General features: G+C 63.8%; 10 protein-coding genes. 5 read left to right on the forward strand and 5 right to left on the reverse strand.

Translation table 11 applies throughout. From position 1 onward, the window contains the following. Positions 1–9: 9 nt before the first annotated feature. Positions 10–204, reverse strand: a complete 195-nt coding sequence (locus QX124_RS27700; RefSeq protein ID WP_315741128.1) for a DUF2735 domain-containing protein — start codon at positions 202–204, stop codon at positions 10–12. A gap of 544 nt (positions 205–748) precedes the next feature. On the opposite strand from QX124_RS27700, the gene QX124_RS27705 reads away from it, so the two are divergent. From QX124_RS27705 to QX124_RS27715, 3 genes are all read left to right on the forward strand, one after another. Then, positions 749–1783, forward strand: a complete 1035-nt coding sequence (locus QX124_RS27705; protein ID WP_315712320.1) for a glutamine synthetase beta-grasp domain-containing protein — start codon at positions 749–751, stop codon at positions 1781–1783. Positions 1784–1970: 187 nt separating this feature from the next. Further along, positions 1971–2429, forward strand: a complete 459-nt coding sequence (locus tag QX124_RS27710) for a hypothetical protein (RefSeq protein ID WP_315780638.1) — start codon at positions 1971–1973, stop codon at positions 2427–2429. Between the two features lie 102 nt (positions 2430–2531). After that, a complete protein-coding gene (locus QX124_RS27715; RefSeq protein WP_315798832.1) occupies positions 2532–4154 on the forward strand; it encodes an ABC-F family ATP-binding cassette domain-containing protein in 1623 nt (540 codons plus the stop codon). A gap of 58 nt (positions 4155–4212) precedes the next feature. Here the strand turns inward: QX124_RS27715 and QX124_RS27720 are convergent, their stop codons facing one another. The 4 genes from QX124_RS27720 to QX124_RS27735 all read right to left on the reverse strand — a co-directional run bounded on the left by QX124_RS27720 (position 4213) and on the right by QX124_RS27735 (position 6330). Beyond that, positions 4213–5208 (reverse strand): DUF3592 domain-containing protein, encoded by a 996-nt coding sequence (locus tag QX124_RS27720; RefSeq protein WP_315798833.1) that lies wholly within the window; start codon positions 5206–5208, stop codon positions 4213–4215. 86 nt (positions 5209–5294) lie between these two features. Beyond that, a complete protein-coding gene (locus QX124_RS27725; protein WP_315798834.1) occupies positions 5295–5441 on the reverse strand; it encodes a hypothetical protein in 147 nt (48 codons plus the stop codon). Positions 5442–5481: 40 nt separating this feature from the next. Then, positions 5482–5727: a hypothetical protein gene (locus QX124_RS27730; RefSeq protein ID WP_315798835.1), complete on the reverse strand. Its 246-nt coding sequence runs from the start codon at positions 5725–5727 to the stop codon at positions 5482–5484. Positions 5728–5895: 168 nt separating this feature from the next. Continuing rightward, the gene (locus QX124_RS27735) at positions 5896–6330 is read right to left on the reverse strand and encodes a DUF1810 domain-containing protein (protein ID WP_315741132.1); all 435 of its coding nucleotides are present in this window, start codon (positions 6328–6330) and stop codon (positions 5896–5898) included. Positions 6331–6556: 226 nt separating this feature from the next. On the opposite strand from QX124_RS27735, the gene QX124_RS27740 reads away from it, so the two are divergent. Both QX124_RS27740 and QX124_RS27745 read left to right on the forward strand, forming a co-directional pair. Beyond that, a complete protein-coding gene (locus tag QX124_RS27740) occupies positions 6557–7600 on the forward strand; it encodes a DUF2778 domain-containing protein (protein ID WP_315798838.1) in 1044 nt (347 codons plus the stop codon). 66 nt (positions 7601–7666) lie between these two features. Beyond that, positions 7667–7924, forward strand: a complete 258-nt coding sequence (locus tag QX124_RS27745; protein WP_315712312.1) for a hypothetical protein — start codon at positions 7667–7669, stop codon at positions 7922–7924. The last annotated feature ends 563 nt before the right edge of the window (positions 7925–8487 follow it).

Below are 8487 nucleotides of genomic sequence, written 5' to 3' on the forward strand. Positions count from 1 at the left end.
GGTCTGACATCAGCGATCCCACGCCGGCTTGGCTTCCTGGATCGCCTCGTCATGATACCAGCTGCCGCTATAGATCGTCGGCTGGATCGACGGCGCGATCAGCGGCGCGGGCGATGATCCGGATTGGCGGGGCGCAAGACCCGCTCGCCCTCCGCGCGGAAATTGGTAGATCCTGGCGGATCCCTCGTCCACATTTGTGTCCATTCCTCAGTCTCCTTCCAGCGGGCCACACATCAGGTTGCGCCCGACTCGTTCTCTTGTGGTGACCAGTCTCGATATCAGTGCTGCCCGGAGGGAATGCAACATGATCAAAACGAAATCACATGTTGCGCGTTTTGCAGGCATTTTTTCTTGTGCTCCCTCCGCAGCAACGCGCCGCTGAGCAACACTTGGGCTGGACCAAAGGTTGCGAAGTGGAGCTCAAGTCTTTTCGAAAATGTCCGGGAGGTGCTGACGGCTTGTTCGGCCTCTCTTGCGCATCGCCGCAAATGCTAAGGAATCAAGCGGGTTTTCGACAGGCTCTTTTCTCCGCCATGCGCTCCGTGCAATCCCGGTCGCGCTGCTTTGCCGCACCCCTGACGTGCAAAATCCGCCGCCGGCTCCGCCCCGATTGGTCTCCGTCCATGCGACGGGACGTCGCGGGATTTGGCACGTTCCATGCTTAAGAGTGCGCTGGCCGATCGTGGCCGGGTAAGCGGGGAGCCTTCGATTGCTGGGCTCCCACCTTTCGATAAGACAGAGAGGCTCAATGACGAAATACAAGCTCGAGTACATCTGGCTCGACGGCTACAAGCCGGTGCCGAATTTGCGCGGCAAGACACAGATCAAGGAATTTTCCTCTTTTCCGACCCTGGAACAGCTGCCTCTTTGGGGCTTCGACGGCTCGTCGACGATGCAGGCCGAAGGCCATAGCTCCGACTGCGTGTTGAAGCCGGTTGCCGTGTATCCCGACGCCGCCCGCACCAACGGTGTGCTGGTGATGTGCGAAGTGATGATGCCGGACGGCAAGACCCCGCATCCGTCGAACGCCCGCGCCACCATCCTGGACGATCCAGACGCGTGGTTCGGCTTTGAGCAGGAGTACTTCTTCTATAAGGACGGCCGTCCGCTCGGTTTCCCGGAATACGGCTATCCGGCCCCGCAGGGCCCGTACTACACCGGCGTTGGCTTCAAGAACGTCGGCGACGTCGCCCGCAAGATCGTCGAAGAGCATCTCGACCTCTGCCTCGCGGCCGGCATCAACCACGAAGGCATCAACGCCGAGGTGGCGAAGGGCCAGTGGGAATTCCAGGTGTTTGGCAAGGGCTCGCGCACGGCTGCCGACCAGATGTGGATGGCCCGCTACCTGATGCTGCGCCTGACCGAAAAGTACGGCATCGACATCGAGTTCCACTGCAAGCCGCTCGGCGACACCGACTGGAACGGTTCGGGCATGCATTGCAACTTCTCGACCAAGTACATGCGCGAAGTCGGCGGCAAGGAGTATTTCGAGAAGCTGATGGACGCCTTCAAGGAAGCTCGTGCCGACCACATCGCGGTGTACGGTCCGGACAACCACATGCGCCTGACCGGCAAGCACGAGACCGCCTCGATCGACACCTTCAGCTGGGGTGTGGCCGACCGCGGCGCCTCGATTCGCGTGCCGCATTCCTTCGTCAACAACGCCTATAAGGGCTATCTGGAAGACCGCCGTCCGAACTCCCAGGGCGACCCCTACCAGATCGCGTCTCAGGTCCTGAAGACGATCGCGATGGTTCCGACCGGCGCGAAAGCCGCAGCCTAAGACGCCGAACACAAACCCCGGGGCCGGGGGCTGATATGATGATCCGCCGAGGCAGCCGCTTCGGCGGATCATTCGTCTGGCGGGCTCGAACGATCGGAGGCGGCCTTGGCCTTGATCAATCGCAAGTCCGGTTTCGATCGCAGCGGTATGTCTTCCCGTAGCGGTTTGTTTGGAAGCGGGGCATGGAATGAGCTATCGCAAGTGGGTTTCAGGCGTTCTGGTCGCCTGTTCGGCCATCTCCCTGGCTGCAGCGCAGTCGCAGTCAAATGCAGAACAATATCTGCCGCGGCTTGGCGACATCATGAATCTGATTCAGGTCAGACACGCGAAGCTCTGGTTCGCGGGACAGTCCAAGAATTGGGATCTCGCGTCCTATGAGCTCGCCCAGTTGAGGCAGAGCCTGACTGACGCTGCGGTCTTCTATTCAGGCCTGCCGGTGGACAACGTCACCACGCTCGGCCAGCCGATCCAGTCGATCTCGGACGCCATCGCTACCAAGGATGGCAAGCGCTTCGCTTCCGCCGTGACCGAATTGACGTCGGGATGCAACGCATGCCACGCGTCGATGGATCGGGGCTACGTCGCGATCCGCATTCCGACCGACAAGCCGTTCGGCAACCAGGATTTTCGGCCTCAAGGCCGCTGACCGGCTCCGCTCGAGGCGTGAGTTGCGCTGCAAAATTGCGCCTTCCACCGGCGGCGCGCATCGACTAAGAGCGGCGGCAACCTGTCCATCGCCTGAGCCCTCATGATCCGCCTCGATAACGTCTCCAAGCAAGTCGGCCACCAGATTCTCTTCATCGAAGCCTCCGCCGCCCTCCAGAAGGGGGAGAAGATCGGACTGGTCGGCCCGAACGGGGCCGGCAAGACGACGCTGTTCCGGATGATCTCAGGCCGCGAGCAGCCCGACGAGGGGCAGGTCTCGATCGATCGCGGCGTCTCGATCGGCTATTTCAACCAGGATGTCGGCGAGATGTCCGGTCGCAGCGCGGTGGCGGAGGTCATGGACGGCGCCGGGCCGGTGTCGTCGGTGGCGGCCGAGCTCAAGGAGCTCGAGGCCGGCATGGCCGATCCGGACCGCGCCGGCGAGATGGACGAGATCATCGCGCGCTATGGCGAGGTCTTGGCGCGGTTCGAGGAGCTCGACGGCTACGCGCTCGACAGCCGCGCCCGCGAGGCGCTGGCTGGCCTCGGCTTCTCCGAGGAGATGATGGACAAGGATGTCGGCCTGTTGTCCGGCGGCTGGAAGATGCGCGTCGCGCTGGCGCGCATTCTCCTGATGCGGCCCGACGTGATGCTGCTCGACGAGCCGTCCAACCATCTCGATCTCGAGAGCCTGATCTGGCTGGAGCATTTCCTCAAGGGCTACGAGGGCGCGCTGCTGATGACCTCGCACGACCGCGAGTTCATCAACCGCATCATCAACAAGGTGATCGAGATCGACGCCGGCCAGCTCACGACCTATTCCGGCGACTACGACTTCTATGAGCAGCAGCGGGCGCTGAACGAGAAGCAGCAGCAGGCGCAATATGAGCGCCAGCAGGCGATGCTCGCCAAGGAGATCAAGTTCATCGAGCGTTTCAAGGCGCGGGCCTCGCACGCGGCGCAGGTGCAGAGCAGGGTCAAGAAGCTCGACAAGATCGAGCGGGTCGAGCCGCCGAAGCGGCGCCAGACCGTGGCGTTCGACTTTCTGCCCGCGCCGCGCTCGGGCGAGGATGTGGTGGCGCTGAAGAACGTGTCCAAGAGCTATGGCAGCCGCCGCATCTACGACGGGCTGGACTTCATGATCCGGCGCCGCGAGCGCTGGTGCGTGATGGGCGTCAACGGCGCCGGCAAGTCGACTTTGCTGAAGCTGGTTGCCGGCACCGCCGAGCCCGATGACGGCTCGGTGGCGATCGGGGGCAGCGTCAAGATGGGCTACTTCGCCCAGCATGCGATGGACCTGCTGGACGGCGACGAGACCGTGTTCGAGTCGCTCGAGCATTCGTTTCCGCAAGCTGGTCAAGGCTCGCTGCGGGCGCTGGCCGGCTGCTTCGGCTTCTCCGGCGACGATGTCGAAAAGAGATGTCGGGTGCTGTCGGGGGGCGAGAAGGCGCGGCTCGTGATGGCGAAGATGCTCTACGATCCGCCGAACTTGCTGGTGCTGGACGAGCCGACCAACCATCTGGACATGGCGACCAAGGAGATGCTGATCGCGGCCCTGTCGAGCTTCGAGGGCACCATGCTGTTCGTCTCGCACGACCGCCATTTCCTCGCCGCGCTCTCCAACCGCGTGCTCGAGCTGACCCCTGACGGTCTCCATCAGTATGGCGGCGGCTATACCGAGTATGTCGCCCGCAGCGGCCACGAAGCGCCGGGCCTGCGCAGCTGACGACGCGGCCATACTCGTCGCTCGTGCTCTGCTTGCGCTTTGTTCGCATCATCCCCGGCTAGCTCATCTGGACGTGGGTGAAGACGAACAGGAACAGCGCGCCGATCGCGATCAGGAAGATGCCGACCCAGAGCGGCGCCGCGACGCCGCTCTTGTTTGTGGGATCGAGCACGGCCGTCTCGGGTTGTATCGGATCGTAGTAGACGGTGACGTCGGTGTTGACCGGATATTGGGCGGCGACGGCTTCAGCGCTCGACCTGTCGGAATGCAGCGCGGTCCAGCCCCAGTTCCAATGCGTGCTGTGGAAAGAGCGACCATCCACCGTGTAGCTGTATTCGATCGTGACCCGGAAACGCTCCTCTTCCGTTTCTCGTCCGCGATCGTCCTCACGTCGTGTGATCTCCATCGTCACGCCGGAGCGCGTGATGCGCCCCGGCGCAGTCGGCCAGGAGCGGCTCGCCAGGCGCTCCTGCCGCAGCTTCCAGTAGGAGGCGAGTGCGACGGCTCCGAAGCCGAACAGGGCGAACGGCATCAGGAAGGCGAACAACGGCACGCCAGCCTCGGTCGTGAGCACCTTGCCGGCGAGCGAATGCGCCACCAACACGGCGGTCACGGCCGACAGCACGACGAACAGCACCACAAGCGCCACCGTGCCGCTGGCATTGGTAGGCTCGAGCACCGATTGCGAGGGGCGTTTCGGATCGTAAAAAACGCGGACCTTCGCGCCTTGCGGATATTTGCCGGCGAGCTCGTTGGCTTGCAGGCGCGTGACCCGGCTCGGGCTGCCGAAACGGATGCGGCGACCTTCGTAGCTCTTGCCCAACACCTCGTAGCGGTAGCGGATGTCAGGCTTGGCATCGGTGTCATCTGCCGACCGATGCGTCGCCGCGACAGACACCGCCGAGGCCACGATCTCCCCCTCGACGACCGGCCAGTTGCGCCCGCCGCGGGTCTTCTTGTGCTGGAGCCAGAGTCCGTAGCCGGAATTGAGGGCGAGAAAGCCGAAGATGCCGGCGGCGACACGGGTCCAGAACAGGGCGGATGCGGTGAGCATGTTGATCTCGCATGGGCTCGCCAGGGCGGGCGACATGCAGTGGTGTCCTGCGGGTTCCACTCGGTTCAATAGCGTGCCGGTCCTCCTCAGCTCTCCACCGTCTCGTCGAAGAACTCGATGATGCAGAAGCCTTCATCGATCGAGTTGAACAGAGTCCGGTAACGCTCCTCGCTCTCCGCCAGGGCGGTCTCGGCGCGCGCCCGCTTGCTGCCGGCATGGCTTTGCCCCGCCAAGCATCATGGCGGGGCGCCAGTGTCGTCAGCCGCCAGCGCGTCAGCCGCCGGCCTCGCACTTCTTCATGAAGCTGGTCTTGGCCGCGCCAGCGAGCTTCTTGCCATCGGAGCCGACCGCCTTGGTCTCGCAGGTCTCGGCCATGCACTTCCTCATGAACGAGGTCTTGGCGGCGCCGGCGAGCGCCTTGCCGTCCTTGCCGACGGCCTTGGTCTCGCAGCTGTCTTGGGCGAAGGCAGATCCGGCGGCGAAGGTCGCGAGCGCGGCAATCAGGAAAAACTTCTTCATGAGTGTGTCTCCTTGGGACAAACAACGCGGCGGATGGGAGCCGCAAATCTTGGCGCGATCAAGTTTCCTGTTCGGGCTTGTCACCCGAAATCCGACCGCACGGCAGAGCTGGTTCATTGCCGTGTCGGCCGTATGAGGCCGAGGTAGGCGTCTGCGGTAACCGTGTGCTCATGCGGTGCGGTGCTGCAGAAACGCCAGCGTCGCCGGGTCCCGCGCACCGTCGCAATAGCGATCGAGCGCCCGAGCGAAGATCCCGTTCGGGCTGATCGAATCGAACAGCGTCATGCAGGAGCGGAATTTGGCATCGTCCGGAACACCCAGAATGTCGCGCAGCGACTTGCCCTGCACCGCGAGCACCAGACGGGTGCATTCGAGCAGTCGCGGGCCGAGCAGGGGATGCGTCAGATAGGCCTCGGCCTCGGCACGGGAGCGGATCGCGTAGCGCTGGGCCATGGCGGAGTGGCCGAGCCCTTCGACCTGCGGAAACACGAACCACATCCAGTGGCTTTGCTTGGCGCCGGCCGCAAGTTCGGCGGTCACACGCGAATAAATCGAATTCTGTGCGTCGACAAATCGGCCGAGAGCATCACAATCCGCCTTCATTGGCTGCTCCAAATATTTGAATGATCGAGGTAATTTCTTGTTCTGGGAAGACATGGCGGCGCCAGGGCGGCCCGATCCCCCCTGGGGCGCCGTGGCACTCCGGGCTGGCGTTTGTCTAGATTATGCCGCACTCTTGCCATCCTATGTCATGACGGGTCGAATCGTACCCCTTGGGGTCGGGCACCTTTCCCGGGTGGTCCGAAAAAGGGGGTATATCGGGGACGTGATGGCTTCCAGTGAAGCAAGCGTAGACGTTCTGTTGTCGCAAGGCCGCTTCGGGCGCTCCGAAGCGATCGCATTCGTGCTTGCAGCACTTGCGATCGCGGCGGGCGCGGCTGCATGGGTCGGCGCCCACAGCGAGGAGACGTCGCTTGCGACCGCGGCGCTGCCGGCCGCCGGCGCGCCGTCCATCACCTTCGAGACACGTTTCGCGCCGGCCTCTGCCTCGGCCACGGCCTATTCGGAAAAAGACGCGATTCGCGCGCTCGACCGTTTCGCCCTTCGCGGCGCGATCGACCGCCAACTGCTCGATGCCCGGGCCGCGCTGGTCAAGGGCATGGAAGCGCGCGATTCGGGCGGACGCGACCCCAGCAACAGCGATTGGCGGCCGATGCTGACGGAGGGCAATACCGTCACGATGCCTGCACCGGGCGTGCCGCTGCCGCGACCGCGCCCGTCCGTCGCCAACCTGCCGACCAGCCTGGTTTCGGCCAGTGCGCCTGAAGCCGTCGGACGCGTCGACGATCGCTCCATCCTGCAGAAGCTGTCTGACCTGTTGCCGAGCCCGACCAAGTTCGCCTCGCTCGGTCCGGATAGCGGCATCGTGCGCTCCGGGATCGATCTCGGCGCGCTCGGCTATGACAAGACCGCCGTGTACGACATCAAGGCCAGGATGGTGTATCTGCCGTCCGGCATCGGGCTCGAGGCCCATTCCGGCATGGGCAGCCTGCGCGACGACCCCGAGCACGTCAATCAGCGCATGGTTGGCGCGACCCCGCCCGCCACCTATGACCTGAAGCCGCGCGAAAAACCGTTTCACGGCGTGCGCGCCCTGCGCATGAACGTGGTGGAAGGATCGACCCTGGGCCGGAGCGGATTGCTGACCCACCCCTATATGCTGGGTCCGGAGGGTGATTCGAACGGCTGCGTCTCGATCAAGAATTACGATCGCTTCCTGAAGGCGTATGATGACGGCGAGTTCAACCGACTCGTTGTCGTCGTCGGGCTTGAGGCTGGCACCCCGACGCGGACCGCGCAAAAGACCGAGTGACGTTTTGTTGCTGGGCCTCGGCGCGACCTCGGCGGTGACGCCCGTCGCATCTTCCGGAAGGTCCCCATGATTGATCCCGCAAACTCGGAAACGCGTCTGCGTACCACCTTCAACATCAAGGTGAACGGCAAGCCAGTCGTGATTTCGACGGTCGGGCAGGCCCATCAGTTCCTCACCAGCCTCAATGCCGTCGAGTGGATGGAGTTCAAGTCGCTGCACGACCAGGCCATGGCCGCGCTGCAGGCCGCGGCCGACAACGCGATCATGACGGTGCAGGCCACCAACGCCGTGCGCACGCTGTTCGTGAGCGCGAAGCTGTTGTGATGCAGACGATGACGCGTTTGAGACAACGACCTCGCGCGGCCTTCCTGGCTGAGAATTCCTGCTCGGCGTCATCGCCCGGCTCGACCGGGCGATCCAGTATTCCGGGACGGCAGTGATCGACCGAAAGCCGCGGCGTACTGGATGCCCGCCTGCGCGGGGCATGACAGCGGTGGGATGGGCCATGGCCTCGCTCCATCGTCATGCCGGGGCGCGCGCAGCGCGAGCCCGGCATCCATAATCCAGAGCGGGCATGTGAGGCATGCTGGTCACTCCATCTCGTTTCATAAGTTCTGCTGCGGCATATGGATCCGGACTCGCGCTGCGCCCCGGAGTGATGACGTGTGTGTTGAGGCGCCTCGCGAACAAGAGCCTCCCACCATCCGCCATCATCCACCCATGATCTCGCGATCTCGCGACGCATCCTGCGTCCGAGTGATTCCATTCGTCTTGCCCGCCGCACAGCAGAGGGCGCGGGGAATGCCGGGATGCTGGCCGATCGGGATAGGGGGGAGTCTCGCGACTCCACCCCTCCCACACCACCGTACATACGGATCACGTATACG

The sequence above is a fragment of the Bradyrhizobium sp. SZCCHNRI3043 genome, from assembly GCF_032377735.1.
Lineage (GTDB): Bacteria > Pseudomonadota > Alphaproteobacteria > Rhizobiales > Xanthobacteraceae > Bradyrhizobium.